A 24,427-nucleotide genomic window follows, 5' to 3' on the forward strand; every position below is an offset into this window, starting at 1 on the left:
AACAAGGTATATCATGGAATAGAATACTTGTAAAAAACGCAAGCTCATCAATGAGTAAGGAGCAGCCCCTTGTTAAATTTGCACTTTCTGATTTTTGTTCTGAATTTTCTTGTATCTTTACAATCTGCACAGCTTAATGATTTTGTCCATATTTTTTGTTTGCACTTATAATATAGACTTTTATTTTTTAAGCTGTGCTATTTTATTAATCAAATACACTAAAAGCAACCATACAGCAAATGTGAACAAGACCCAATCGGATTAGTAACCCATGTTTTGGGAATACTATTGCGGGTAATATTTTTTAACATTACAAAATGCACTGCCTTACCTCAATAAAGATAATAAAATGATACTTGCACAAAACTGCATTTCCGTATTGCTTAGGCACAAATTCAAATAAAGTCAATTATTATTTCACAAGAACGAATTTTACAATATCCCCCGTTTTTTCTATTTCAAATAAAAAACCAGACGTTTTCAAATTGACTTTTACACACCGAAACGGCGCTTTTCGTAACATACACACAAACGGTCCGCTTGGAGGATGAAAAAAGCCGGCTGTTTGTCAATCTTTTTGCCGGGATTTCCTACATTCCGGCAAAGCTAAACTCCCGGAGAATCGAATATCCGGGGAAACAAGGGGGAGAGTAAAGGAATACGGATAAAAATCCGAGGGTATTTTCAAGGATTCGGAACCCCGTTTCCACGATGACCGTCTTCATCGCCGTGAGGACGGACTTCATCGCTCCGAAGTGCCGACTTCCTCCTATACGAAGACGGTCGTCATGGCAGTGAAGACCGTCTTCATGGGAAAAAACTGCGCACCTCGTAGAAACGGCCTTTTCTCAACCTCTTTTTTCACTGAAAACAGGACTCTGAAGAACGTTTATCAAAAGCCGGATTTTGCAATTTCAGATTGTTTTTGACAATAAGGGTACTCGCCGGACAATTGTTTTCTAAAAAACCACAAAGCTCTATCCATTCAACATCTTGCAGCTCCAATTTATAGTTTTTGCCCCGTTACTGTTATCGAATAAACCCCTACATTTCCCGACTTATACTTTTGAATGGTATTTTCATCCAAATGTTCATATAAGACTTCATCTGGAATAACAACCGTCTTTGTCCTTTCAATGCATATATCTTTAAAACCAGCTTTTTTTATTTCAGAAAGGTAATCATTTTTCTGAATAGCACTGGCAATACATCCGGCATACATGGCTGCATTATCTGTAAACTCTTTTGGAAAAACACCTTCCAGAACCACGTCGGATATGCAAAAATGTCCGCCAGGTTTCAATACACGATAAATCTCTTTAAAAATAAGATCTTTCTGAGGAAGTAAATTTAATACACAATTACTGACTATCACATCTGCGACATTATCATCCAAAGGCATATTCTCGATGTCCCCTTCGATGAACCGGATATTCGTATATCCGCGCTTACATGCGTTAGCACGCGCTTTCGCTATCATTTGGGGAGAAAAATCAATGCCAATGACGTTACCGCTTTCACCAGTTTCCGCACGGGCAATAAAACAATCATTTCCCGCTCCTGATCCTAAATCGACAACTGTATCGCCTTCTTTGATTCTGGCATATCGAGTAGGCAAACCACACCCGACTCCCAAGTCCGCATCTGGCTCATATCCTTCCAGATTTTTATAATTTTCACTCATGATCGTAAATATCCGCTTCGAAGAATTCGCAGGGTTTACGCCACAACAGCAGCTTTTTAAAGCCTCTGCATTTAATGCAAGCTCACTATACCGTTGCTTCACTAATTCTTTTAAATCTCGATTTTCTTTCATTTCACTTCTATTATCTGTTATAACTCAACTATCCATATTTATATTCGTAAAATTACGAACATCGATTTCAAAAAAAGTGCTGTTATCTACAGCACGATGCTTCGGAACATTTACAACTGTCCCAAAAAACAGTAAATAAACTGCGAGCAAGCGCCCAATTTTCACGGTTGATACAATACCGAACTTTTGGCGTCTCGATCTCTCCTTGAATTAAACCTGCATCTTTCAATTCTTTAAGATGCTGGGAAACAGTTGCTTTTGCAATGGGTAGTTCCTCATGTATATCTCCAAAGAAACAACTATCCTGTTTTGCTAAAAAAATAAGGACAGCCATCCGAGCCGGATGACCCATCGCTTTAGCAAAACGGGCCATCTGCTCCTGCTCTACTGTATATTGTTTTTCTTTCATATCCAATATTCCATTTTGTTTGTTGTTCGCAAAACTACGAACTATTTTTTCAAATGGCAATACTAAATGAGTTCTATTACGGATTATTCAAAAAAGGTAACAGATCATCTCCGGCTTTTTCATACTTTTGTAGTATATAATTCTTGACAAAAACATACATGAGATAGATATGAAAAGGAAAAAGAAAATACTGACGATCATCGTCTTGGCTGTTGTTACCCTGATATTCATACTCCCGGCTATCGGGTTCAGCATTCTGAACTGGGGCGTGTTGCCGCCGGAGAAACTGACTCCGCTGGTTATCGAGCAGGCCAACAAGTTCATCGACGCGCATTTGGATTGCGAACGGGTGGAACTGACCTATTTCGAAACCTATCCTTATTTAGGCGTGAAACTGACAAACGGCCACCTGATCTCGCACGCAGCCGAAGATTCGACGACCCATGACGAAGAACTGGCGATCCCTTCCGATTCGCTGCTTGCTTTCAGCCGGGCAACCGTGTCTTTGCAACCGCTCGATTACCTTTTCGGCGGCAAGATCACCATCAAGGACTTTTCCATCGAGAACCCGCGTTTCTACGGATTCGTCAATAAAAACGGACGTGCGAACTGGGATATCTACGAAAGTGAGACGGATTCGACAGAAGACGATGCTGGCAAAAAGCCCTTGCCTCCTATCGACCTGCAAAAGGTACGCATTTACGGAGGGCATTTCACGTATGACGACCGCCAGGCAGACCTTTTTACCGAAATTCAGGGTTTCTTCGTACGCCTCGACGGTTCATTGGCGGGAGGAGCCAATACGCTCGATTTTGAAACGGGCTGTTCATCCCTTTTATTCAGCAACCCGACTTATACGCTGAAGAACGACTTGTCGCTTCGTCTCAAAAGCCGGTTGGTACTCGCCGAACATTACAATTCGATCACCTTGAAAGATGCGGAATTGATGGTAAACAATCTGCCTTTCACTGCCGACGGCGCCATACGCCACTTTCCGGAAGACCAGCGCACCCGTATCGATATGGACATGGGATTGAAAATCTCGGATATGAACGATCTGCTGAAATTCATTCCCGATGCTTATTTCCAAAATCGCGATAAGACACTGGCGGAAGGTTCGATCCTTATGGAAGGAAGCATTCACGGTTTCTTAGGGGATAGTATCGTGCCTAACGTGAACCTGTGTTGCAAGATAGAAAACGGTTCCTATCATATCAAGGATATCAAGCAAGGTATCGACACGCTGGAGATGGACCTGGATATCCATCTGAACGGGCCTTTCCCGGATTCTTCTTTCGTCTCGCTCGAACAACTCACGATGAAAGGGCTCAACACTTCATTGGATATGCAGGCCAAAGTAACCAACCTGTTCAGGAATCCGGCTGTCCAGGTCGGAATGAAAGGAAAGGTGGACTTCACCCGGTTGGGACAGGAATTCCTCAATCCGGACACGCTGTTGGTGGAAGGTGTAATGGATGCAGACCTGTCGACAACCTTTACCGTGAATGACCTTGCCGAAAGCCGTTTCGGCAAGGTACACAGTTCGGGAAAACTCAGTATTGACAAACTGAAAGCATTCAGCCAACCGCTCGGCATGGATATTTTCATTTCCGGCGCCCATCTGGCAATCGACACGACACATCAGAAAAGCCTCTACATCGAATCGCAAAACCTGATGCGGATGACAATGGGAATAGACAGCCTGAACTTCAAATATAAAGATGAAATCAGCACAAACATAAGCAAATTGGAGATGCTTGCACAGACCTCGCCTGTTATCGACACGACAGCCGTCATACCGATAACCGGACGATTGGCTTTCGGCCATCTGAGAACCCGCACGGCCGATTCCGTCTGGATCGTGGCAGGACGCTCCGAACTGAAGGGCGGCATCAAACCGTCGGCATCCGACAAACTGGTCCCGACTGCTGCCGCCGTCATTTCGATCGACACGCTGAAATACATCAGCGTACCTTTACGGACAGGACTCTCCCTGACGGAAAGTTCGTTTACGATCGAAGCCCTCCCCTACCGGGATGCACGGCGCCAGCAGATGGCAAACCGGCAACGGCGCACGCTGACCGACGAACAACGTGCTCGCCTGGCTGAAAGGAGAAAGAACATGGCCGGGAAAACCGCCGCCGGCGACAGTACCGAGACAGAAGGTCAATTCCTGCGCAAATGGGAAGCACGGGGCAGCATCTCTTTCAAACAAATGCGCGGGTTCAGCCGCATGTTTCCGCTCCCGATGTGGATGGAGCCGACGACAATGAAGTTCAACACAAACGACATCACATTGACAGACGCCCGCCTGCATCTCGGCAAAAGCAATTTTACCCTTAACGGCGAGATCAGCCAGATCCGAAGGGCGATGCTCCGCGGAGGAAAATTGAAAGGAGATTTCAATCTAAGCTCAGACTATATCGATTGTAACCAGTTGATGCAGGCAGTCAACAACGGCATGCAATATGCGGAAAACTCGGACCTGCAGATACTCAGTGATGAAAATATAGCACAGCTCAATACCGAATCGCTTCAGGATAGTATCGCGCAAACGGAAATCGACACGACCGGCCAATTATTTGTTCTTCCGGCCTTTCTCGACATGGCTCTCCATACGAACGCGAAACGTATCGATTTCAAGGATCTGGAATTAGAGAACGTTGTAGGCGAAATTGTCCTGCGCGATCAGAGTATCAACCTGAGCAAGCTCAATATACAATCCAATATGGGGAATGGAAATCTGACAATGGTCTACCGGGCTAAGAACGGACAGGAGGCGACCGCCGGTTTAGACCTCGATATGGAAGATGTGAAGGTGGAAAAGTTGATCGCCCTCTTCCCTTCCATCGACACATTAGTCCCGATGCTCCGTTCGTTCGAAGGTGTCTTGGATTGCCAGGTCACGGCTACTTGCAAGATGGATTCGACCATGTCTCTCATTATGCCGTCCATTAACTCGTCTTGCTATCTACACGGGAACAATATGGTACTGCTCGATGGAGAAACATTTACCGAAATATCCAAAACGCTGATGTTCAAAAACAAGAAACGGAATATGATAGACAGTATTTCGGTAGACCTTGCCATCAAAGACAATAAGATCGAAGTCTTCCCATTCTTAGTGGAGATGGATCGTTACAAAGTGGCTGTCGGCGGAACGCATAATTTGGACATGACGTTCAATTACCATCTATCGGTACTCAAATCGCCCGTTCCTTTCAAATTAGGAATCGACATCACCGGCAACCTGGATGATTTCAAATATAAGATCACGAAATGTAAATACAAGGATATATTCAAGCCGGCCAAGCAAGCGGAACTGGACAGCACACGCAAGAATATCCGGAAAGATATACGCGACGCAGTACGCAAACAGATCGAGGAAGCTGCGCCGGAGTTAGGGAAAAACTTAGCTTTGGTAAAGGCTGCAGAGGAAAGGGAACCTTAACGGTTCCCGTACATCTGCTCGTAATATTTCATATAGTCTCCCCCCGTGATGTCTTCCACCCATTTCTGGTTGTCCAGATACCAGCGGATCGTTTTGACAATACCGATTTCGAAAGAAGTTTCGGGTGTCCAACCCAGTTCGTTTGTGATCTTTGTCGGATCGATGGCATAACGCTGGTCATGACCCAAACGGTCTTTTACAAAGGTAATCAGGCTTTCGTTGATCCAATCGATGGAAATCTGCCCGTCCGCACCGATCTCTTTTTTCTTCAGAATCCGGCGGTATTCGGGTTGTTCCGTCATCAACCGGCGAATGGTACTGATTGTCAACTTCACGATCTCGATATTCTGCTTCTCGTTATGGCCGCCCACGTTGTAGACCTCCCCTGCCCGTCCCTTATGGATCACCAGGTCGATAGCCTTGCAGTGGTCTTCCACGTACAGCCAGTCGCGTACATTTGTCCCGTCACCATAAACCGGAAGCGGCTTACCTTCGAGGATGTTTTTAATAATAAGCGGTATCAGCTTTTCCGGGAAATGATACGGACCGTAGTTGTTGGAACAGCGGGTGATACTGACCGGCATCTTATAAGTTTCGGAGTAAGCCTGTACAAACAGGTCGGCACTCGTCTTGGATGCACTGTACGGACTGCGCGGGTCCAGCGGAGTCGTTTCATGGAAATAGCCATCGGCCCCCAAACTACCATACACCTCGTCAGTAGATACCTGGTGGAAACGGACACCCTCGCGCCATTCGGGATAACCGGTAGCCGCTTTGCCCGTCACCCAGGCTTTACGGGCGGAATCGAGCAGGTTTTGCGTACCTAATATATTCGTAACCAGGAAAAGCTGCGGATTCTCGATACTACGGTCCACATGGCTTTCCGCCGCAAAATTAACGACATAATCGAACTGGTATTTGGCAAAGAGCTCGTCCGTCAACGCACGGTCGCAGATATCACCTTTCACAAACTCGCAACGCTCCCCGTCGATGTCTTCGGCAATCGTTCCGAGATTACCGGCGTAGGTCAGCAGGTCCAAAACCACAATCTTTATTTCGGGATACTTCGCCAACATGTATTTAATGAAATTAGCGCCTATAAAACCGGCCGCTCCGGTAATCAAGTAAGTTTTCATATCTGTATTTTTAATTCATAATTCAAAACTCAAAATTTATCTCAGCGTCTTGCAGTAAAGCAGCATTCCTATCTTTATCCGACAAATTGAGGATAGCCGGTTCCGTGATCTTCCAGTCCACCCCGACCGTCGGATCGTCAAAACGCAATCCGCGCTCATGTGTAGGTGCATAAGGGTTATCGACTTTATAAGTAAAAACCGCCTCCTCGCTCAAGACATGGAAACCGTGGGCGAATCCCTGTGGGATAAAAAACTGACGTTTATTCTCATCGGACAACTCGACAGCTACATATTTCCCGAATGTCGGAGAACCTTTACGCAAATCGACGGCCACATCCAAAACACATCCTTTTATCACACGTACCAACTTGGACTGCGAGTAAGGAGCCAACTGGTAATGCAATCCTCTCAACACGCCTTTCGATGAACAAGACTCGTTATCCTGCACAAATTCCACTTTGCCGATATGTTCTTCAAACTCCGCCTTCTTCCAAGCCTCCATAAAGTAACCGCGTGCATCTTTAAACACTTTCGGTTCAATGATCCACACGCCGGGGATTTCAGTTTCAATATATGTCATTATCTTATTGTTTATGCTAATAGATGACAAAGTAACTTCTTTTTCCTTACTTCTCCAAACCTCCCCGAAAACAAAAAGGGAGAAAAAGATTTGCATATTCCAAATATATTACCTTTCTTTGCACTCGCAAAACCAGAATGGTTGTTTTTAAAAAGTACTGGTTCCTTGGATGAGTGGCTTAGTCAGCGGTCTGCAAAACCGTGTACGGCGGTTCGAATCCGCCAGGAACCTCATGAGGATTATTGTATTTTTTACAATAACTTTTCTTTGAAATATTCGTATGGTGCCTTGGATGAGTGGCTTAGTCAGTGGTCTGCAAAACCATGTACGGCAGTTCGAATCTGCCAGGCACCTCACTAAAAACAAAAATGGTACTACATTGGTACTACAAAACTCTATTACTTATCTCGGGTAATAGAGTTTTTTATTTTCCAATAGTACATTTATACTATCGCTCCGGCAGAAACCGGAGCAAACTCCAACAGACAAGATAGATCATTCTACTATCATGGAGCAGTATATTTCCATACTTTCATCCCGGTTGCTTACCCTATATTCCGCTGATTTTCACCAATGGTCATTTTTGACCTTTGGCTTTCATCCTTTACTAAGCCGAAAAATCGGCTTAGCTAATCTTTGAATATAAAGCTGAACACAAAAGTGTGTTCAGTAAAACTAAGGAATTGCTGAAAATTAAGTACTTCTGACCTTTCGCCATTTTGGGCTAAAATCTGATAATCAACATATTATATAGGGTTTTACACAAAGCTTTTGCTGCTAAAAAAGAAGGGATGCCCACCGATAAAGCAAACCTCTTCTTTGCAAGCTTTGTTTTTCATTTCACCAATCACATTTCAAACTTTTAGCAAGTCAAAACCTTATTCTTTGTATATGTGTACAAAGACACAACTCCTAATCCTTGAATGGATGTACTGGTTAGATACATTTGGTTGGGAGAATATTTTTTATTTGATTGATTTCGCATATAACCTCATTGATTTTATGCGATTTAACTAAAAGATTATCAACCCTGTAAAATACAGGGCTGAATTTAATCTGATTACTTTGACAAATCAACAAGCAATTCATTATACCGGGATAGAGTAACTAATGTGCTCTTTGCCTTTTCGACATCTTCTTCATCCTGGCTCAACATAAAGCTGGTTGTAATAAAAGACATCGCATCTGCAATCTCTGCCTGGAATTTACTTAGCATATCTTCTTCTCTTTCCCTTATCTCATTGATGGAAATAAACGCCCTTTCTGATACTTCAATTGTTTTCATGATCTATCCCCCAAAATGATTCAATAATAATCCCTGCGTTATTTAGCGTAATAAGCATATCCTTTGCTTCATTATCGGTTAATAATTCCTCACTCCAGCTATTAACGACAAACTCTATTATTCGGTATATGCCGGCTTTATCGGATACTACGGCATCTTTTTCTTGATACCTATCTATCCAACCCTTTGCGTTTTCGGGCACTTCTACTTTAACTTTGTTCATAAAACATATTCAATTTGTGACCAGCGGCATAAGCCATCACCAGCCCGATTATATTACTGATAAAATTCTCGCTTTCGGATCCTACCAGCAACACACCGGCCACCAGTAGGATAATATAGGTTAATCTTCGTACCATAACATCAGATAGTTTAGTAAATCCATAGTCAAACCAGTAGACAGAACAACGCTTGCCCTCATTTCTACTTCATCATTGGTGTATTCTGAACTGTTCATGTAAACTCTCAGTGTAGAAGCTATACAGCTTGCTATAACGTCCGGAGATAACTTTCTCATAAAAGGCTCTATGCCTTCATTCATGATCCGGATCTTTTCATCGTTACTCAACGTTTTCATATCTCGCGCCTCATTATGTAAATAATCTGTGCCAACGAATCAATATCAGACGGGATTTCTGCACTTGCAGTAATTTCATACATGAGTGATATTAACCCTTCTCTCAAATCTCTAAAGCCTTCTTCACAAAAGCAGCCACTTTGATCTACGATAGCTGCTTTACCGTCGATAGTTGTTATCATATTTCTTTCTCTTTGGATAATTCGGTTATTAATTCGTTGTAATTCACTAGAACATCTAAAGCATCAATCAATGCTTCTTTCTCTTCTGTGGCACTTGCATGCATTTGATGCATCAAAAGGATTATAGACATCGCATCGCAGATTGTTGACTTTGTGGGTTCATTGCCACCTGTATTTTCGTCTCTCAAAATCTCTATGAGTTTTTTTGCTTTTTCACTTAGAAACATGGCTTTCAGTATTTGATTGGTTACTATTTACTCTTCTCACTTCATTAAGGGCAATATCTGTAAGCATAACACCCATAGAACGCCCTATATCCACCATCATTAAGCAAATATTATCACTCATTTTCTCATATACTTCTCTATCATCAACAATGGATCCGTTTTCATCAATGCAGATACACTCAATGATCTTCTCTACTTCTACTTTAAATTCGGCTGCCGCTCTCATAGCATTTGCCAACTGTTCGTTTACTTCTAAAGGAAAATACATAATAGTGCTGTTTATGGTGGGGTATGCCGATTTCTCGGCAGCCCTCCATCTGATTAATATACCGTGATTAAATTCTCAACTTTGAATGATCTGAACCCATTTACGTCTACATCGAAATAACGGACGGTCTTGTAATTCTCAATACCTGTACCTTTGAAAAGGTTAGAAACATTCTGTAATGTTCCTTTCGCTTTCCGTAGGCTTCCGTCTTGCTTCTCATAAGAGAATGATACCGTTTCTTTTTTCATGCGTTTGTAGAGCCTATAAATAGCCCATGCCTTTGCCAGACAAACTGCGAATGCTTTACCGGTGGCCTTCATCATTTCATAGGCCTGTTTAAATACTTTGGATCTGAAATTCTTCATGACTGTATATGTTTATGTGTTAGTAATCGTTTCAAGCTATGCACGTCCAATAATCAACTATGTACTGGATAGCCTCGTCTTTGTAGTCTACATTGTAGAGTTTACAGGCTTCTGCCTCACTCATGGCGGCTAACGCTGTCAGTTCGTTGTTCATATTGTCTTCGTTTGTCATAGTTGTCATATATTTATATGTCGTTTATGATGCAAATGTAAACCTATCGCTTTAAACAATCAAGTGAATAAGAAATATTTCGCTTTACATTAACTTTATTTATGAATACCTATCGCTTTACAAATAAATACAGGTGTATATTTGCATAAAATCAAAAATTTAAACTTATGGCTTTACGAATAAAAGAAGTGATTAAAGATAAAGGTCTTTCAGTACAAGAGTTAGCTGAAAAGATGGGAATTAGCAGAGTTGGATTAAGCCAACATATTAACGGTAACCCTTCAGTTGAAGTATTAGACCGGATCGCCTCAGCTCTCGGTGTTCCGGTAACAGAACTCTTCGAGCAACCAAAGAGCGATACTGCCAATTTGACCTGTCCGCATTGTGGGAAGGGTATTGAAATAGGAGTGAAATAATGAAGTAATATGCAATGATTTCATGAAAAAGAATAGAAAAAAAAAGAAAGAATGGGCGCATCACAAAAAGGAATTGCACCAAAAAAGAAAAAATAGGCGTAAACCATCTTCTGTACCCAAAATGATTACTAAAGTTGATATTGAGCAACATGTACTCGATAGTAATAATGTACTTTATGAAAAAAAGAAGAATAAAACGATATTTAATATTGAGCCAAATAAGGAAGATAGAATTTGTGCATTATGTAAAGTTCATAAGGCAGATAAACAGAATACACATTACTTATCCGATGCCATTATCAGACGAAATCTTAATTTAGATGGAGGAAATTCGAGAGAAACAGGTTTTTATTATACATTAGGTGATGAACCTTATGCTAAGTTTGGTTTTCAAAGGAATACTAATATCGATAGTGTTCAACAGGAATTACAAAGAGAACCAACCATCGATGAATGTAAAGCAGCAAGGAATAATCCTTTTTCTGTTAATGATACATTTTGTAAAGATTGCGAAGATAAGTTTACCTCAATTGAGACAAAATTTATCAATGAAATTTTGCCTAAAATCAGAAAACTAAATTCAGACAGTAAAGAAATTAGTATTGAAGATACTAAGACTACAAGATTATTTTTTTTACTTCAATTATGGAGAAGTTCTATCTGTGATAGCGATTTTAACTTACCTAAAGATATAGAGGAAATCATGAGAAAAATACTATTAAATTCAAACGATTGTAATCTTGATGAATTAAAACAATTTCCGATATCTGTCAGCTTTCTAATTACCGATGGAGATGAAAAAGAATTCACAAATAATATTACTGGATTCATTTCAGATGAAAAATACCCTAAAGTTATTATAATGAATGATTTCATCTTGCAATATTACAATCCACAAAATGAATTTTGGTTCGATAATTTATATGGTATCAATGAATTAAAGGATTATCACCAATATATCAATGTTAATGAAGAAAAGTTTGTAATGAAAGTAATAGCCAATGATAAAAGGCTTAAAATACTAAACAATATGCAACAAGCTAAAGCAAAAGAATATGTTCATTACTGGATTGGTCTTTTCTTACAACAATGGTCTACTCATTTCGAGAAAAAACCTTCTACACAAGTTATTGCAGAGTTCCAAGAAAAATTTTCAACAGTAGATATAAGATCTTTCGATATTATGAACAAAGTAATAAAAGATTTTATAAATGATAAATTAAGTTTGCCATAAATAGGATGCTTAAGTAAAATGCAACTCATTGTTCAAATAAAATCAACAGGTTCGTTCCGGTATCGGGCCTGCTCTCTTTCTATTGTTTAATTACATTTCCAATCTTTCAGTTCCCACTCCTGGAACCCGCCATGCTCCACATCGCCAAAAAAACATTTACTTACTCCAGTATCAGAGGTTACATCGACATATTTCGATGAGTACTTATTCGTATAAGCCCAATATTGAGTTGTGGCAAGGCTACCAACAGCTTTTATCACTACATAGTACCGTCCTTTTTTCACTTGCATGGATTCATAGTAGTTATCATAATTACCGCCAATACCGGTATTTTCACCAGAGTATAGACATTTTACCTTTTCACCTGATTTCGTTTTGATGTAGCCAGTTTTAAAGGTTTCTTCCATATCCTTATCTGTCCCGGTATCTAAGAGTCCGGAGGCAGGATTTGTTTTAACAACATATTCCTTATCACCAGGAAACAACATTACCTCACATCCTATTTTGTCTTTATCGCTATCAGAGCACATTTGTGCAGAAGCTCCAAAGATGAAAATGAACTCTTCTTGAGTATTGTTGTTCTCATCACTGCCACAACCAAAGATCGGAAGTAGGATTAACAAAGCCAGTACAATTTTATTCATGATTCTATTTTAAATGATTTATCTTACTTTCAAAACACTATCTTCTATTTTTGCCGAAGGATTAAATTCTTTAACTAAGGACTGTACAATTACTTTTTCGGCTTCAGTCACCTTAGGTCCTAATCTTATCGTCATATCCTCAAATTTTCTTTCATCTACCTTTAAGTCTACATATTCAAAAGGTAAATTTGAAGTTTTGAACCTATTAAACAATGCAATATGACTTTCGGGGGTTGCATGTAATATATCATTCTTATTCCAAGGTGAAGCAAAAATCATGTATCTTAGTTCTTGTTGAAACTCCCAATATTTATGCTTATATATTCCTATTTTACCTGTTTCTAGAACAATACCATTGCCAACCTGCTTAAAGACGGATGGGTATAATAAATCTTTTTCTTCGGTGTACTGTATTTTTGTCAAAATATTCTCTTGCATAGCAATTACAGAACACCCTTTCTTAAAAAAATCCTCTGGATTAATATAACTATAAAAAGAGTTTCCCAACAATACCTCTTTATATCCATCCTTACTTGAATTCTGATGAATATTTTCTCCCATCCAATACTTTGGAAAAATAAAAGTAGGCAACTTTATTCTTACTCCCTTCATGTCTTTAGAATACATCTGCCACATTGGTAAAGATTCTTCAGACATACTTGTCCAACAACTAATAAGGCAAAAACGCCCTAAGTTGCCATAATCACTAGTCAGTGATTCTTCAGGATCATCTGCTAAATCTAACCTTCTTAACCGAAACGTTTTATACTTCAAAATTAGAGCTAACGTCTCAATGCTTGTGTAATGATAAAGATATTCCGGATACTCTTCCATAAAAACATGTTTGATTGACAAAGATAGTCCTTTTTACCAATAAAAGATAATCCCAATGTTATGAAATAAAAGCCCGCTACGGGAATCACCATAACGGGCTTAACTTTGTCTTAATATAAACGGTCTCGCCTCCCGGCGATACACTATCCTAGAACGTTGCGGATGATAGTTCTTTGCCTATTCGCTCCACAGCTGTTCGTATTTTGTCGTATTGCTTTTGTCCGGCCGCCGTTACTCCTGATGTGTATTGCCGCATCAACGAAGGATTAATGCCGGCAGCTTCCGCAACTTTCGTTACATTCAGGAATGAGAAGTAATTGAAGAACGATTGCAGATCGTATTTATAGACAAACTCCAATTCCGGTACGCCTACACCTTCAACGGTTTTCATTTCCTTAATATCATCATAGGCTTTCAACATATCCTCTTTGGCGGCTTCTGCGGTATCACCATAACCAGCCAGCCCGAAGCCTGGCAGATCCTCCTCAACAAAACATGAGTAATACCCGTCGCTTGCCTTTTCCATGATTACAGTAACTTTCATATACCTTTCTTTTTTGTGAATAAAGGAGCCGGCATTATACCGACTCCAATCCCTTAATAAAACAGTCTTTCTTATGAAGTAAGGATGCCGGGGTTAAACCCCGAGCACCTTTCTTGCTTTACGTTCCAGCCCTTTAGGAACTTCCTTACCTCCATGACGGGGGATTGGGAATAATTCTCCAGTTATTGGACTATACCAAATATCATGGTTAGCACCGTGACGGGAAACGTAACAACCTGCTGCGGTAAGTTCCGCAATAAACTGATTGTACTTCATAATATAAAAGACCGTTGTTTATTAAGACGGTACAAATATAGCGTATTTGCTATAATCTACCAAATAAAAACATAACTATTTTGCTACATTTTGCAGATTTGTAATTATTTCATGCAGACCATCAACTTTTATAATTTACAACATGAAATTCTCCCCGGCATGCTGTATCCTCAATATAAAAAAAGATTATGGAGAAATTATATTCAATTTTATATTTAGGGTTGTGCCGCTTCAAAGAAAGATACTCTTATGAAGATGTTTTTTATTGGATTATGTTTGTTAAAGATCTACATGACTTCCTTGATGGGAATTGTTTGCTATCATGTACAAACGGGCAAAGTTTCTTTCTGTTGATCTTTATCTATTTATATATAAACCAAAATAAGAAGCTGTAAGCTTTTGTTTTTCTGTAGACGGTCAAGTTGTAGCAAAAAGCATTTTCATCACTTAGATAAAGCCTGAATAATGTTATATGCCTTATTTCAGTGTAGAGACAAACCTTCTTAATTCGTTTAATGCCTCGTCGCTTAATGGTCTCACTACGTTTACGAATCGGAAGCAACTTCGGGCAAATGGATAACCGTCCCATGTGAGTTGATCGAGTAGAAAGTTCTTAGCTCCTGCGGTATCCGTATAGAACATCATCCGGTATTGGTCATAGACGGAACGGGAAACATTAGCGCATAGAACCCATTCACCGGAAATGATAGCACGGATGAGGTACATATCACTTCCGGCATAGCGAATACTTAGCCTGTCCAGAGTATAGTAATCAGACAGGCATTTGTAGGACGGCTTAACTTCGGGTTTTGTCATTGAGTATCCGATCTGCTTCTAAAGCGGCTCCCCCCACCACATCATACCCTTTTGCTTCCACGAAAGAGGAATAAGGCATGCCATCAGCGATAATCAAGCCGGTGCCCGGGAAAAGAGATTTTTCGATAGTGGCCTCTGTCTTTGCTTTGGCCTCTTCGTGTTTGCCATCAGCGGGAACATACGTTTCTTTCAGTTCGCCATCCATTACAACACCGGCTCCCGGTGCATTACGAAGATTGAACGTGTGGTTCATATACTCTCCATTCTGCTTTGCGTACTCTACAGCCTCTTTTCCGACTTCTACAAGCGAATCTTTGATGTTGGACTGGATGATGTCCTTTAGTTCATCCAGTCCGGTTAATTTGGCTTCTATTCTCATCACATCTTTACTTTAGCGTTAATTGTACCACCATCCAAGGCATCAGCGGAACGGCGGGCGTCTCTACCTATTTCGCTTATGGAATATTCCAACTTATCAGCAACACTGGCAATACGATTAGTATTCTGCTCTACTTTACCTGTCAAGTCCTTGATCGCCCTCACATCGTTCCATCCTTGCGCCTGAAGTTCCCTAATGACAGAGGTGTTATCTTTAATTACGGTAAGATCTACCCGCATTGCCCCGAATTGTCCGGCAAGAAGTGTTATACTTTCCTGACTGGCTTTTGAAAATGCTCCTTTCAAGGTGTTCTCAGACGTTTCGTCTTTTGCATCAATTTTGCCGTTTATGTCAATCCCGACAGAAGAAAACTGATCAGATAGCTCTTTCCATGTCTTACCAAAACCCTCAGCAATACCCATGACTGTTTCTTTAAACTTCGCCAATACCCCTGCTTGGATATCCTCTACTTTCTTGAATCCTGTAATATTCCCGTCTTTATCGTATGTGGCAATACCTTTCATCATCTGGTTAACTGCTTTTGTAATTGGTTCTGTGAGTGCCATCTTGACGATGATGTTCTTAACTATACCAGATATAAAATCATCCATTTTTCTGGAGAGGTCATCCATAGCGTTCTCTATGGAAGGATCTGTAAGGGAATCCACTATAGCGGACGTTATATCATCAGCGGAAAAACCCAGTAACATGTCTTGCAGCTGTTGGTTAAGATCTTCCATCTGCTCTTTAGAATCAATGATCTGATTCAGGTATTCCCGCACCTTCTCCGGAAGACGTGCCCATACTTCCGGCAATTCCTCTTGTAGGCGGACCAGCTTTTCTACCGGAAGAATGCTAAGGTCGGCCCGGCCTCCCAACTGTTCAAGGCTTATACCAATGCTCGCAAGTTCCCTACGGTATCCGTTAAGCATTTCTTTAACCTTGTACCCTTCAGAATGACTAAACAAACCCGCACCGGAGTTGAGGGTTTCATTCATTAACTTGCGAGCAGCAGCAATCTCTTTCTGGATATTGTCGAATGTCTTTTTTATGGCGTTGTTGAACTCCGAACCTCCTAATGTCTTGATTGCTTCTTTTTGCTTACTAATGAGCTGCCCCATTACTTCGATGTAAGCATTATAGCCCTCAATCATTGATTTATCAACTTCTTTCTTGGTGGTAATAAGTTTCCCGACAACTCCAATGACTTGCCCGGCCGCGGCAGATATACCGCCAATCAGACCACCTTCAGCAAAACCCTGGGCGATATTGCCTACTGCATCAAGCGCCATATCAAGTTCTTCTGACATACCGCCGAAAGCTCCTTTCAAACTTTTAACAACATCAGATGCGATCTGGCCAGCATCAGAGAATGACTGAAAGAATTTGGAGGTCTTTTTCTCTGCTTCTTCCGCATTAGATGAGGTGTTCTTGAAATGATTCTCTACAGCTTTGAAAACTTTCTCATCAAACAGTTGCTTAACGCTCTTCGGCTTGGAAAGAATCTTGTTGTAACCTTCTACAGCTTGATTGAGACTCTTTATTTCCTGTTGGCTTTGTTCGTCACCGATCTGTTCAAGGATCTTGATACGCTCCTCCGCGTACTTTTTCAGAATCTTTGTCTTTTCTCGTTCCGCAACCTCGATCATTCCTGTGCCGGAATATTTGAGATCTATACCGTTAGTCGCTATTTCCTGATTAAAACTATTTTTGTTCAACCGATCCAGATTAACAGCGTTAGCACGTTCTTTCCGCCGGTTGCCCGTCAGCATGTCGATTATATCCTGGTAACCTTTCGCTTTTTTTATCTCATCCTCATAATACCGATCAATCTCAACGAGTCGTTTATCCAGTTCAGAGGAAAAATGATTGGTTATATCTTCTTGATTACGTTTCAGATCTAAAGCGAACAGTTTATCATCTTCTTTTTGCTTGATCCGAAGCTCTTTAGTCAATTTATCAAGAAGTTCCATCTCTTCCTGGGAGAGTTGGATATTACTTGCATCGAAAACTTTACCCTTATTCTTCGGATCGGCTTCAAACTTTTTCCGTTCGTATTCAACAACCTTTCGCAAGTATTCATCTTGCTGCTGTTTCAGTTCGGACAGCTCTTTTTGATGGTTAAGGGACATTTGAGCTTTGGTTTTCTTCCAACCGTCTTCCATCGCGTCAACCTTTGCCTGCTCGATGCGATACTGCAACTCCTTCTCCATTTTAACGCGCTCGCTCTCTTCCTTGCTTAATAGAGAATTGATGCGGTTGGCTCCTTTGGCATACTTAGCAGCTTCATTTGATTTCTTCTCGTACGAGTCGTATGCTTTGAGTGCTTCTGTCGCTTCATCAATGGATACCTTAGCCGCTTTGTACTTCTGTACAATAGCCGAATCAATTCCATCAGTCTTGCCCGCATCAAGTAACTTCTTCTGTTCCGCGTCAATGGATTCTAAAACAGAAGTAGCCTGCTGTTTGATACTCTCGTAATACTCTTTGTTATGTATTAAAGCTTTGTCGGCTTGTTCTTTATTGAAAAACGGGTTAAATTGTTTCTGAATGTCTGAAATTTGCTTTTCCGACTTATAGATACTCTTAACATAGTTCTCTAATTCTTCATAGAAATAGCTTCCCAATTTCTTATTGCCGATCTCACTTTGAATCTTAGCTGAAACGCCTTGCCATGCTTCCTGCCATGTTTTGCCGGCCGAACGAAAGTTCTCTGTCAATCCCGTAACAATATCCATGATACCGCCTGATTTGGATTCACCTAGCTTCTTTGTAGCAGTCTCCCTCATTTCGGTCAATGCTTCGGATTGAACCTTGATAGCTTTCTCCAGTACTTTGTCGATGGCGTTACCCTGTGCTTTCAAGGCAGCATTCTCCCGAAGGGATTTGTTCACTAATTGATAAGCGGTATTTATTTCCATCAGAGAACTTTTTTCTGATAAGAGATTAGGCAGATACTTACCGTATGCGGTATTTATCGCATCAATGGCCTTCTTTCTTCCTTCTGTGCCTTCCTTGGTCCGATCAATGGCAGAGAAAACAGTACGTAGATTCTGTGTTTCTTTAGCCAGAATAGAATTGAAATCTGTCATGCTCTCATTTAAAGCTTGTTGCGCTTGATTGGCGCCAAACAGACCTTTAGTGAAGTTGGCGATATCCTTCCAGTAAACAGTAAGCAGGGTGATACCGACAACTAACGCCGTCTGCCAACTGAAAATAGAGGATGCAAGCTGTTTCCATACCGGTGCGACTTTCGGTATATCGGTTGCCCCGCTTTTCACCGCAGCTTGAAAGGCCTTATATTCTGCACTGGCTTTCTTTATTTCGTCAGCTAACATTGGAACGTTATTGCTTATCGCTAACATGAAGGTTGACATACCCACCGCTAACGAAGGTAACTCACGAGCTACTTGCTGGAGATTAAAAGATAATCCGTTCCACGTAGACGCATAGTTACCGACGTTTCTCTGATGATTGCCGATAGAAGCATCCAGAGTAACCATCTTTTTATTCAGCTCTTGAATGTCTTTCTGCAATTGCTGTCCGAAAGGAGAATTACGTTCTGCCTCGCTCATCTGCCGGTACGCTTCACGCATTCGACCCAGAGTAAGAGACATCTGCTTCATGGATGTATCGGCCGCCTGCACTTCCTTTGTTTCTGCATTGAGTGCGAGACGAAGTTCTGAAGCAGCTTGTTTGTGCTGTATCTCTCGCTCTATGAGGCTTGCTCTTTGTTTTGCCGCTTCTTGGTTCGAAATAGCACTATTCTTTTCTAATTTCTCCAACGTCCGACGCTCTAAAGCGACTTGTTTGATTGCCATCTCTTCTTTAGCAAGCAATGCCAAATTCTCATTTTTCTTGCCCAAGACTTGCTGAATGGATGATACGATACTTTCATAAGCCTGCGCTTCTGTTGAGGTAGAAGACGTTACCGTTTTTGAGGTCTTTCCGGCGGTCTCGGCCAGTTTATTTTCCAACTCTGCCACTTTCTTAACGGTTGATTCATATTGCTTCTCTAAAGCGGAAAGTTGCTTATTTAACTCGGCAAATTCTTTGCTACCCGGTTGTGAGGAAGATAACTTTTTGGTCAGCTCATCTGCCCGCTTATCCAGCTGTTCCATTTTTTTGTAGGCGACATCCAATTCTTTAGTGTCGGCCCGAATGATAAAACTTAGATCTGCCATATTATATTCCTTTCATTTTTAGTAGTTCTTTTCCTGATAATGTCTTTACTTCTGGTTCCGTTTCATCGTCGTAGGAAACTCGCATCTTGTCTACGCTCATCAAAAGAAGGAGAGGATAACTAAGCTCATTTGTCACCTCCTTGTAGGATAAATGTAGCTGTTCAACGAATGTAGCCACTTGGCCGGCAAGGTTGTTATTCCCAAATATCTTCGCTGTGTCTTTCCCTGTTGACTTGTCAAGCTCACAAAGTTCGAATATCTCATCGCCTCGAATAACTGAACCAAGAACTAAGATTGCCTCCTGAATCTGATCCATCGTTGCAAAACGGCGGATATACTCAAAGGTCAATCCCTCAGCTATTGGTTTCTTGATAGTGATAGCCACAGCCAGCGTACGGCATACTTCATCTATGTGTTCCGGCATCGAGGAAATGACCTCAAGACGCTTCGTGTTTTCACTGACCGACAGACCGGAACCGGGAAACATCCGGGAAATCTCGTTAATTGTTGGTTGATAGATTCTAAATTCTCTTTTGCCTAAAGTGACTACCTTATGATACTCCCCTAACAGGGTTTCTGAAACTATTTTTGCTGCTGTATTCATTTGGATATTAATTTGTTAAATTGGTTTGTTATTAAACTAATCGTATAAAACTCATTTGCCGGAATCATCGAGATGATTGCCTGTAAAGCCTCTATAAGTTCATCAAGCGAAGCCCGTCGCAATAATCTCCGGCGAAGGATGCAAGAACGCAATTGGCTGAACATACCGGAACCGGCGATAGCGAAAGATATGGCCCTTGCGCAAAGTTCCGCACCATCGGGAATCTCTTTTAATTCGTCGATGCTTACACCTCGAAGGGTAGTAATAACTCTCTTTGTTGTTAACGGAGTAGGGCTGAATATGGTGTACCCCTTACCTCCTAATCTTAAAACTTTATATTTTCTCATATTTTCTAAATTATGAAATCAAGATAGGCTTAATATGCCCTTCTCTCGTACTTTCTCACATATTCAGCAAATGAGGAATCTGTATCACGCTTCCCCGTTTCTTTGTAGTAGGCATCTACGTATTGCGTACATATCTGCAACCACTTCTCAAAGTCCGATTCACCCGGTTTTCCTCGCGCTCCTGTTATCCACAAATCAATGGGGATATTTGGATAATCAACTTGCTTCTTGATTTCGCCTAATATGGCATCAATCTTCTGTTGTCGTTCTTCTTCTGTCATTGCTTAATCTATTTATTCGTTTTACAATCTCGTTAATTACTTCATCCGGTGCACTATCCAATAATTCGGATAACTTCTGGTATTCGGCCTCCATGAGTTCTTCTGGGTTTGCAGATTGTATCTTTGGTGTAACATACTGCAAAAGGTTTGATATAACTCGAACACGTTCACCCGGTTCTAATTTCTCCAAATCTTCCTCAAACTGCTGGCGATTTCCGTCGATAATAGAGGTTATCCATTCTTTAACCGTTCCTGTTATCTTGTTAGGCGTTCCTACCGTCCGTCCTCCAGTTTTTGTTGTTCCTTTCTTTCTTCCCATATCTAAAATAGATTTATTTAGAAATCATCGGGTAGATCATCCACAGCAGACCTACCCGGAATGAATTATACAATCATCGCTAATGCTCCTATCATCTCTTTTGCCGATTCATTGGTCAAACAAATCGAGACCTGATTATCTTCAGGGATATCTTCTGACTCGATATCTGATATACAGATAATAGGTTCATTCGCAGGTTCTCCATTTTCTTCTTTTGCATGGTGCAGGGAGATACCCCAAGCTTCATAGTGATCGAGAGATACCCCACGTTCCGGTACTGGCTCGCCACTTATCTTTAACAGCTGAATAGCAAGTTCCTTAGCATCTTCTTTGGTTAACTGGATCGATACAAGTTGGCCGTCTTCCAACTTTATCTTCCCGTTTTGGTGAAGTAGTAAAGAGACACCTTCGATTATTCCCCCTTTTCCATTACCGGTCTCCGAAAGACATGATTCAATTTGATACTTGGTTGTTCCAAAAACTGTTTTAGTCTCCATGATTCTGATTTTAAATGATTGATATGTTTGTTTATTGAAAAATATTCTTCTGTTCGTTCACCTCAAGTATGGCAAACTCTATACGTGGATGATACTTGTCTATATGCTTCTCAGCCTCGATCTGAAAGCAAAGTTTGTCATCTTCGATAGCATCTACCATTTGCAAGCAGTCCAGCAACGTTTTTAGGGAGTTATCCAAATCAAACCTTATCGAGCTATGCCAAACCCTAACAAATAGCCTGAAGCGTCCAGAAATACGCTTATTCCGATAGATGTGGCACTGTTGAATGAAGGATTTCTCATAGGCCCGTATCTTCTCATCCTTGATGATCCGTCTCGTGCCACCTTTACCGGAAACCGCTTGGTAGTGATTCGCCTTGGCTATGATCTGGCCGTGTATTGTTTCTGTTTTCATATCAAAATGGCATTGATTGTTCATAATCGGTAATCTTGGTAAGATTATGATTGTACCTAAACCGGATATCACCGGTTGCGCCATCACGTTGCTTGGCAATCCGGATCTCACCGAAACCCTTCTCGGCTGTCTTGTCGTAGTACTCCGGCCTGTGGATGAACATCACTATATCCGCGTCCTGTTCTATCGCCCCGGATTCCCGAAGGTCGGATAACATCGGCATCTTGTCAGACCGTTCTTCGTTCTTCCGGGATAATTGCGATAGAAGGATAACAGGTACACCCAATTCTTTAGCCATCACTTTTACCGACCGACTGCATTGACTTACCTCTTGTCCTCGGTTATAGCTCTTGTTGGTGGATCGCATGTCTATCAGTTGCAGGTAATCAATCAGGATAAGACCGCATTTTCCCTTTCGTTGAAGATTCCGGGCCCGGACCTTGATCTGTTGAATACTGATATTAGGCGTATCATCTATCGAGACTGGCATGAACGAAATGTTACCGACAGCATCACAGAGCTGGGCTTCTTCTTCAGGTGAGAGTTGACCGAATTTATACCGGTCTGAGTCAATAGCGCATTCCGAGAGGATCAAACGATCTGCCAACGACACATTACCCATCTCCAACGAGAAAATAGCAACAGGGGTTCTATTCAATGCCGCGCTTTTGGCGAAATGCAGGAGCAATGCCGTTTTACCCATCGCTGGACGTGCCGCCAAAATTATCAGTTGACCGGGTTTCCATCCGCCAGTAGAATGATCCAGTTTGGATAAACCGGTCGTGATCCCGGTCTTTTGTCCGTTTCTGGCCTTTTCTTTACGCACTTGATAAGAGTCAATACACTGTTTAGCGACAGTAGAGATATCGCTTATGTGTGAATTGTAGGCGGTATTTTCAGCGATTCCTTCGACACTCCTGATGGCATCTGCTATTGTATCGTCTATATCGACGGTCGGATCAGTCGCTTTACCTGCGATCTCCATACCTGCGACGGCCAAAGAACGAGCTAACCAGAGTTGATGCAAATACTGGGCGTGTTCGACTATGTTAGCAGAAGAGGCTATATTCCCCGATAGCATGGATAGGGCGAACGGACCGCCTACTTTATCCAAATTCCCGGACTTCATAAGAGACTTGGTTACAGTAATCATGTCTGGCTTAGTGTTCTCATTATACAGACTGACAATTGAAGAGTATATCTTTTCTAAAGAGCTATCATAGAACATCTCTGATTTCAAGATACTAATAACTTCACTTATGGCATCACTTTCCACGAGCAAAGCACCAATTACGGCCTTTTCAGTTTCAGGGCTATTGGGTAACGGATTAGAGATAATTTCTTTCTGTCTCATGGGATTGATCATTTACTTGTTTATTACCTGGTAGCTCGTCATTCCAGCATTCTTGATTTAGGAATGTCTCAAAGTTCTTCCGATATTGTTTGTCTGGTGTAGACTTAACATAGGCAGGAATGTAAGCAAAGGCTTTCTTCTGGTTGGAAACAGATAATTTAGTCCACTTCTTCTCGCTTGTCTTTTTATTACCCTTTTTTCCATACAAAGACCAAATATTCTCGAATGATAATGCAGTCGGTGAATCGGTAGATTCGCCAATATTATTATTTATATTTTTATCCTTATCCTTATTAGCTTGTACTTTGGTTGTACTTTGGTTTGTTTTTGGTTGTACTTCGGTTGTACTTTTAGAGAAACGATTATTTTTATTTCCCTTAGGTGCTCCTCCTTTACAACCGTTGCGCCACCTTTGAATATTTGCGTCAAGAATGGGACGAATCAATTTAAACAAAGCTTTAGGGAAACCTGTTAATTCAGGTTCTTTAAGATCGAGGCTATAATCAGATATTGCCTCGTACATGATAAGTTTATCTGCATCTGATAAATCATCCATGCTCTCTTTAAACGACCTATAAAATATAAATGTATCCCTTGAGTTATCCATTGCCTAATCTCCTTATCTTTAATTCCTCAATTAGTCCTTTATGCACTTCGCGTATTAATGATGCTGGTACACCGATAGGGCTTTCTTTTTCTCGTATATCTGGCTCTTTAGTCCGTTCAATTCGGGCAAAAATCTCCCTGTCTGGCAATAACTTGATACTGCTATTGCCATGGATTGACTGAGTGAATTTGATATTGATATATTCCAT

Annotated in this window: 31 protein-coding genes and 2 tRNA genes; 5 read left to right on the forward strand and 28 right to left on the reverse strand. The window is 41.2% G+C overall.

The genetic code is table 11. The features are described from left to right. Window positions 1-1,006: 1,006 nt before the first annotated feature. Complete coding sequence (gene arsM / locus H8S65_RS12495) at window positions 1,007-1,816, reverse strand: arsenite methyltransferase (RefSeq protein WP_186930291.1); 810 nt, start codon at window positions 1,814-1,816, stop codon at window positions 1,007-1,009. A gap of 82 nt (window positions 1,817-1,898) precedes the next feature. Then, window positions 1,899-2,225: an ArsR/SmtB family transcription factor gene (locus tag H8S65_RS12500; RefSeq protein ID WP_186930292.1), complete on the reverse strand. Its 327-nt coding sequence runs from the start codon at window positions 2,223-2,225 to the stop codon at window positions 1,899-1,901. Between the two features lie 169 nt (window positions 2,226-2,394). Here H8S65_RS12500 and H8S65_RS12505 point away from each other — a divergent pair, with 169 nt between their 5' ends. After that, entirely contained in the window at window positions 2,395-5,676 is a 3,282-nt protein-coding gene (locus tag H8S65_RS12505) for an AsmA-like C-terminal region-containing protein (RefSeq protein ID WP_186930293.1), read from the forward strand. Here the strand turns inward: H8S65_RS12505 and rfbB are convergent. Together rfbB and rfbC are read right to left on the reverse strand one after the other, a co-directional pair. Continuing rightward, window positions 5,673-6,812, reverse strand: coding sequence for a dTDP-glucose 4,6-dehydratase (gene rfbB, locus H8S65_RS12510; RefSeq protein WP_186930294.1), 1,140 nt, complete (start codon window positions 6,810-6,812; stop codon window positions 5,673-5,675). The genes H8S65_RS12505 and rfbB overlap by 4 nt on opposite strands. A 22-nt stretch (window positions 6,813-6,834) precedes the next feature. Then, window positions 6,835-7,392 carry a dTDP-4-dehydrorhamnose 3,5-epimerase gene (rfbC, locus tag H8S65_RS12515; RefSeq protein ID WP_186930295.1) on the reverse strand — a complete coding sequence of 186 codons (558 nt, stop codon included), beginning with the start codon at window positions 7,390-7,392 and terminating at the stop codon, window positions 6,835-6,837. A gap of 159 nt (window positions 7,393-7,551) precedes the next feature. On the opposite strand from rfbC, the gene H8S65_RS12520 reads away from it, so the two are divergent. After that, window positions 7,552-7,623 (forward strand) — tRNA-Cys (locus H8S65_RS12520). Between the two features lie 51 nt (window positions 7,624-7,674). After that, window positions 7,675-7,746, forward strand: a tRNA-Cys gene (locus H8S65_RS12525). 706 nt (window positions 7,747-8,452) lie between these two features. Here the strand turns inward: H8S65_RS12525 and H8S65_RS12530 are convergent. The 8 genes from H8S65_RS12530 to H8S65_RS12565 form a co-directional block, all read right to left on the reverse strand. Continuing rightward, a complete protein-coding gene (locus H8S65_RS12530; RefSeq protein ID WP_186930296.1) occupies window positions 8,453-8,677 on the reverse strand; it encodes a hypothetical protein in 225 nt (74 codons plus the stop codon). After that, on the reverse strand, window positions 8,664-8,900 hold the full coding sequence (locus H8S65_RS12535) for a hypothetical protein (RefSeq protein WP_186930297.1): 237 nt from the start codon (window positions 8,898-8,900) through the stop codon (window positions 8,664-8,666). Before H8S65_RS12535 ends, H8S65_RS12530 begins: the two co-directional genes overlap by 14 nt. Continuing rightward, complete coding sequence (locus H8S65_RS12540; RefSeq protein ID WP_186930298.1) at window positions 8,887-9,036, reverse strand: hypothetical protein; 150 nt, start codon at window positions 9,034-9,036, stop codon at window positions 8,887-8,889. The genes H8S65_RS12535 and H8S65_RS12540 overlap by 14 nt, the downstream gene beginning before the upstream one ends. 214 nt (window positions 9,037-9,250) lie before the next feature. Next, on the reverse strand, window positions 9,251-9,436 hold the full coding sequence (locus H8S65_RS12545; protein ID WP_186930299.1) for a hypothetical protein: 186 nt from the start codon (window positions 9,434-9,436) through the stop codon (window positions 9,251-9,253). Beyond that, window positions 9,433-9,663, reverse strand: coding sequence for a hypothetical protein (locus tag H8S65_RS12550; protein ID WP_186930300.1), 231 nt, complete (start codon window positions 9,661-9,663; stop codon window positions 9,433-9,435). The genes H8S65_RS12545 and H8S65_RS12550 overlap by 4 nt, the downstream gene beginning before the upstream one ends. Beyond that, on the reverse strand, window positions 9,650-9,931 hold the full coding sequence (locus tag H8S65_RS12555; protein WP_186930301.1) for a hypothetical protein: 282 nt from the start codon (window positions 9,929-9,931) through the stop codon (window positions 9,650-9,652). Before H8S65_RS12555 ends, H8S65_RS12550 begins: the two co-directional genes overlap by 14 nt. Before the next feature lie 53 nt (window positions 9,932-9,984). After that, the gene (locus H8S65_RS12560; protein WP_186930302.1) at window positions 9,985-10,296 is read right to left on the reverse strand and encodes an SH3 beta-barrel fold-containing protein; all 312 of its coding nucleotides are present in this window, start codon (window positions 10,294-10,296) and stop codon (window positions 9,985-9,987) included. 31 nt (window positions 10,297-10,327) lie between these two features. Next, window positions 10,328-10,468 (reverse strand): hypothetical protein, encoded by a 141-nt coding sequence (locus tag H8S65_RS12565; protein WP_186930303.1) that lies wholly within the window; start codon window positions 10,466-10,468, stop codon window positions 10,328-10,330. 167 nt (window positions 10,469-10,635) lie between these two features. Between H8S65_RS12565 and H8S65_RS12570 the strand changes: the two genes are divergently transcribed. Both H8S65_RS12570 and H8S65_RS12575 read left to right on the forward strand, forming a co-directional pair. Then, window positions 10,636-10,884, forward strand: coding sequence for a helix-turn-helix domain-containing protein (locus tag H8S65_RS12570; protein ID WP_186930304.1), 249 nt, complete (start codon window positions 10,636-10,638; stop codon window positions 10,882-10,884). Window positions 10,885-10,906: 22 nt separating this feature from the next. Beyond that, a complete protein-coding gene (locus H8S65_RS12575; RefSeq protein WP_186930305.1) occupies window positions 10,907-12,118 on the forward strand; it encodes a hypothetical protein in 1,212 nt (403 codons plus the stop codon). 86 nt (window positions 12,119-12,204) lie between these two features. On the opposite strand, the gene H8S65_RS12580 is transcribed toward H8S65_RS12575, so the two are convergent. The 16 genes from H8S65_RS12580 to H8S65_RS12655 all read right to left on the reverse strand — a co-directional run bounded on the left by H8S65_RS12580 (window position 12,205) and on the right by H8S65_RS12655 (window position 24,427). Next, window positions 12,205-12,762 carry a hypothetical protein gene (locus H8S65_RS12580; RefSeq protein WP_186930306.1) on the reverse strand — a complete coding sequence of 186 codons (558 nt, stop codon included), beginning with the start codon at window positions 12,760-12,762 and terminating at the stop codon, window positions 12,205-12,207. 18 nt (window positions 12,763-12,780) lie between these two features. Beyond that, window positions 12,781-13,596: a DUF2971 domain-containing protein gene (locus H8S65_RS12585; protein ID WP_186930307.1), complete on the reverse strand. Its 816-nt coding sequence runs from the start codon at window positions 13,594-13,596 to the stop codon at window positions 12,781-12,783. A gap of 148 nt (window positions 13,597-13,744) precedes the next feature. Then, window positions 13,745-14,140 carry a pilus assembly protein HicB gene (locus H8S65_RS12590; RefSeq protein ID WP_186930308.1) on the reverse strand — a complete coding sequence of 132 codons (396 nt, stop codon included), beginning with the start codon at window positions 14,138-14,140 and terminating at the stop codon, window positions 13,745-13,747. Between the two features lie 93 nt (window positions 14,141-14,233). Continuing rightward, window positions 14,234-14,416 carry a type II toxin-antitoxin system HicA family toxin gene (locus H8S65_RS12595; protein ID WP_087346030.1) on the reverse strand — a complete coding sequence of 61 codons (183 nt, stop codon included), beginning with the start codon at window positions 14,414-14,416 and terminating at the stop codon, window positions 14,234-14,236. Between the two features lie 477 nt (window positions 14,417-14,893). Continuing rightward, complete coding sequence (locus H8S65_RS12600) at window positions 14,894-15,232, reverse strand: hypothetical protein (protein WP_186930309.1); 339 nt, start codon at window positions 15,230-15,232, stop codon at window positions 14,894-14,896. Continuing rightward, the gene (locus H8S65_RS12605; protein ID WP_186930310.1) at window positions 15,213-15,611 is read right to left on the reverse strand and encodes a hypothetical protein; all 399 of its coding nucleotides are present in this window, start codon (window positions 15,609-15,611) and stop codon (window positions 15,213-15,215) included. The genes H8S65_RS12600 and H8S65_RS12605 overlap by 20 nt, the downstream gene beginning before the upstream one ends. Beyond that, a complete protein-coding gene (locus H8S65_RS12610; RefSeq protein ID WP_186930311.1) occupies window positions 15,611-19,795 on the reverse strand; it encodes a hypothetical protein in 4,185 nt (1,394 codons plus the stop codon). Before H8S65_RS12610 ends, H8S65_RS12605 begins: the two co-directional genes overlap by 1 nt. Before the next feature lies 1 nt (window position 19,796). Continuing rightward, window positions 19,797-20,399 carry a hypothetical protein gene (locus tag H8S65_RS12615; protein ID WP_186930312.1) on the reverse strand — a complete coding sequence of 201 codons (603 nt, stop codon included), beginning with the start codon at window positions 20,397-20,399 and terminating at the stop codon, window positions 19,797-19,799. Next, window positions 20,396-20,746, reverse strand: coding sequence for a hypothetical protein (locus tag H8S65_RS12620; RefSeq protein WP_186930313.1), 351 nt, complete (start codon window positions 20,744-20,746; stop codon window positions 20,396-20,398). Before H8S65_RS12620 ends, H8S65_RS12615 begins: the two co-directional genes overlap by 4 nt. A 29-nt stretch (window positions 20,747-20,775) precedes the next feature. Continuing rightward, complete coding sequence (locus H8S65_RS12625) at window positions 20,776-21,027, reverse strand: hypothetical protein (RefSeq protein ID WP_186930314.1); 252 nt, start codon at window positions 21,025-21,027, stop codon at window positions 20,776-20,778. Further along, on the reverse strand, window positions 20,996-21,346 hold the full coding sequence (locus H8S65_RS12630) for a hypothetical protein (RefSeq protein ID WP_186930315.1): 351 nt from the start codon (window positions 21,344-21,346) through the stop codon (window positions 20,996-20,998). Before H8S65_RS12630 ends, H8S65_RS12625 begins: the two co-directional genes overlap by 32 nt. A gap of 65 nt (window positions 21,347-21,411) precedes the next feature. Further along, complete coding sequence (locus tag H8S65_RS12635) at window positions 21,412-21,843, reverse strand: hypothetical protein (RefSeq protein WP_186930316.1); 432 nt, start codon at window positions 21,841-21,843, stop codon at window positions 21,412-21,414. 31 nt (window positions 21,844-21,874) lie between these two features. Further along, window positions 21,875-22,258 (reverse strand): RusA family crossover junction endodeoxyribonuclease, encoded by a 384-nt coding sequence (locus tag H8S65_RS12640; RefSeq protein ID WP_186930317.1) that lies wholly within the window; start codon window positions 22,256-22,258, stop codon window positions 21,875-21,877. 1 nt (window position 22,259) lies between these two features. Further along, window positions 22,260-23,612 carry a replicative DNA helicase gene (gene dnaB / locus H8S65_RS12645; protein ID WP_186930318.1) on the reverse strand — a complete coding sequence of 451 codons (1,353 nt, stop codon included), beginning with the start codon at window positions 23,610-23,612 and terminating at the stop codon, window positions 22,260-22,262. Beyond that, complete coding sequence (locus tag H8S65_RS21085) at window positions 23,587-24,219, reverse strand: LvrA C-terminal domain-related protein (RefSeq protein WP_255489196.1); 633 nt, start codon at window positions 24,217-24,219, stop codon at window positions 23,587-23,589. Before H8S65_RS21085 ends, dnaB begins: the two co-directional genes overlap by 26 nt. Beyond that, window positions 24,212-24,427: a hypothetical protein gene (locus tag H8S65_RS12655; protein ID WP_186930319.1), complete on the reverse strand. Its 216-nt coding sequence runs from the start codon at window positions 24,425-24,427 to the stop codon at window positions 24,212-24,214. Before H8S65_RS12655 ends, H8S65_RS21085 begins: the two co-directional genes overlap by 8 nt.

Source organism: Parabacteroides hominis (assembly GCF_014287585.1).
Classification (GTDB): domain Bacteria; phylum Bacteroidota; class Bacteroidia; order Bacteroidales; family Tannerellaceae; genus Parabacteroides; species Parabacteroides hominis.

Coding starts and splice junctions, on each gene's coding strand:
- H8S65_RS12575 (WP_186930305.1), top strand. CDS start 10,907: ATGAAAAAGAATAGAAAAAAAAAGAAAGAATGGGCGCATCACAAAAAG.
- H8S65_RS12535 (WP_186930297.1), bottom strand. CDS start 8,900: ATGAACAAAGTTAAAGTAGAAGTGCCCGAAAACGCAAAGGGTTGGATA.
- H8S65_RS12580 (WP_186930306.1), bottom strand. CDS start 12,762: ATGAATAAAATTGTACTGGCTTTGTTAATCCTACTTCCGATCTTTGGT.
- H8S65_RS12620 (WP_186930313.1), bottom strand. CDS start 20,746: ATGAGAAAATATAAAGTTTTAAGATTAGGAGGTAAGGGGTACACCATA.
- H8S65_RS12655 (WP_186930319.1), bottom strand. CDS start 24,427: ATGGAATATATCAATATCAAATTCACTCAGTCAATCCATGGCAATAGC.
- H8S65_RS12610 (WP_186930311.1), bottom strand. CDS start 19,795: ATGGCAGATCTAAGTTTTATCATTCGGGCCGACACTAAAGAATTGGAT.
- H8S65_RS12635 (WP_186930316.1), bottom strand. CDS start 21,843: ATGGAGACTAAAACAGTTTTTGGAACAACCAAGTATCAAATTGAATCA.
- rfbC (WP_186930295.1), bottom strand. CDS start 7,392: ATGACATATATTGAAACTGAAATCCCCGGCGTGTGGATCATTGAACCG.
- H8S65_RS12600 (WP_186930309.1), bottom strand. CDS start 15,232: ATGACAAAACCCGAAGTTAAGCCGTCCTACAAATGCCTGTCTGATTAC.
- rfbB (WP_186930294.1), bottom strand. CDS start 6,812: ATGAAAACTTACTTGATTACCGGAGCGGCCGGTTTTATAGGCGCTAAT.
- H8S65_RS12550 (WP_186930300.1), bottom strand. CDS start 9,663: ATGTTTCTAAGTGAAAAAGCAAAAAAACTCATAGAGATTTTGAGAGAC.
- H8S65_RS12570 (WP_186930304.1), top strand. CDS start 10,636: ATGGCTTTACGAATAAAAGAAGTGATTAAAGATAAAGGTCTTTCAGTA.
- H8S65_RS12500 (WP_186930292.1), bottom strand. CDS start 2,225: ATGAAAGAAAAACAATATACAGTAGAGCAGGAGCAGATGGCCCGTTTT.
- H8S65_RS12625 (WP_186930314.1), bottom strand. CDS start 21,027: ATGACAGAAGAAGAACGACAACAGAAGATTGATGCCATATTAGGCGAA.
- H8S65_RS12530 (WP_186930296.1), bottom strand. CDS start 8,677: ATGAAAACAATTGAAGTATCAGAAAGGGCGTTTATTTCCATCAATGAG.
- H8S65_RS12605 (WP_186930310.1), bottom strand. CDS start 15,611: ATGAGAATAGAAGCCAAATTAACCGGACTGGATGAACTAAAGGACATC.
- H8S65_RS12630 (WP_186930315.1), bottom strand. CDS start 21,346: ATGGGAAGAAAGAAAGGAACAACAAAAACTGGAGGACGGACGGTAGGA.
- H8S65_RS12555 (WP_186930301.1), bottom strand. CDS start 9,931: ATGTATTTTCCTTTAGAAGTAAACGAACAGTTGGCAAATGCTATGAGA.
- H8S65_RS12545 (WP_186930299.1), bottom strand. CDS start 9,436: ATGATAACAACTATCGACGGTAAAGCAGCTATCGTAGATCAAAGTGGC.
- H8S65_RS12585 (WP_186930307.1), bottom strand. CDS start 13,596: ATGGAAGAGTATCCGGAATATCTTTATCATTACACAAGCATTGAGACG.
- arsM (WP_186930291.1), bottom strand. CDS start 1,816: ATGAAAGAAAATCGAGATTTAAAAGAATTAGTGAAGCAACGGTATAGT.
- H8S65_RS12565 (WP_186930303.1), bottom strand. CDS start 10,468: ATGACAAACGAAGACAATATGAACAACGAACTGACAGCGTTAGCCGCC.
- H8S65_RS12560 (WP_186930302.1), bottom strand. CDS start 10,296: ATGAAGAATTTCAGATCCAAAGTATTTAAACAGGCCTATGAAATGATG.
- H8S65_RS12640 (WP_186930317.1), bottom strand. CDS start 22,258: ATGAAAACAGAAACAATACACGGCCAGATCATAGCCAAGGCGAATCAC.
- dnaB (WP_186930318.1), bottom strand. CDS start 23,612: ATGAGACAGAAAGAAATTATCTCTAATCCGTTACCCAATAGCCCTGAA.
- H8S65_RS12595 (WP_087346030.1), bottom strand. CDS start 14,416: ATGAAGTACAATCAGTTTATTGCGGAACTTACCGCAGCAGGTTGTTAC.
- H8S65_RS12540 (WP_186930298.1), bottom strand. CDS start 9,036: ATGGTACGAAGATTAACCTATATTATCCTACTGGTGGCCGGTGTGTTG.
- H8S65_RS21085 (WP_255489196.1), bottom strand. CDS start 24,219: ATGGATAACTCAAGGGATACATTTATATTTTATAGGTCGTTTAAAGAG.
- H8S65_RS12615 (WP_186930312.1), bottom strand. CDS start 20,399: ATGAATACAGCAGCAAAAATAGTTTCAGAAACCCTGTTAGGGGAGTAT.
- H8S65_RS12505 (WP_186930293.1), top strand. CDS start 2,395: ATGAAAAGGAAAAAGAAAATACTGACGATCATCGTCTTGGCTGTTGTT.
- H8S65_RS12590 (WP_186930308.1), bottom strand. CDS start 14,140: ATGAAAGTTACTGTAATCATGGAAAAGGCAAGCGACGGGTATTACTCA.